Annotated in this window: 1 protein-coding gene; it reads left to right on the top strand. The window is 56.1% G+C overall.

The genetic code is table 11. The annotated features are described in order from the left end of the window. Positions 1 to 41 precede the first annotated feature (41 nt). On the top strand, positions 42 to 360 hold a 319-nt coding region (locus tag GHO03_RS24820; RefSeq protein WP_153400716.1), incomplete at its 3' end, for an LLM class flavin-dependent oxidoreductase.

Raw genomic sequence — 360 nt, 5'->3', positions numbered from 1 at the left:
CACCTGAACAGACTGAAGGAGCGTAAACCGTGATGAGATCCATGAAGCTGAGCATTCTGGACTATTCACCCGTCGATGAAGGTCTTCTCCCAGTCGATGCGCTGGCGTCCAGTGTGCGACTGGCACAGCGTGTGGAAGACAAAGGATTCAACCGGTTTTGGGTGTCCGAGCATCATGGAGCCCCCGCCACCGCAAGCAACTCACCGGAAATACTGATGTCGCGCATCGCTTCTGCGACGACAGCCATCCGCGTAGGTTCCGGGGGCGTTCTGCTGCCCAACTACAGCAGCCTGAAAATAGCCGAGAACTATCAACTGCTTGAGGCGCTTTTCCCGAACAGGATCGATCTCGGATTTGGCC

It is taken from the genome of Pseudomonas sp. FSL R10-1339 (assembly GCF_009600545.1).
Lineage (GTDB): Bacteria > Pseudomonadota > Gammaproteobacteria > Pseudomonadales > Pseudomonadaceae > Aquipseudomonas > Aquipseudomonas bubulae.
Note: the sequence above shows the minus strand (reverse complement) of the source record. Positions and strands in the feature narration are given on the sequence as shown.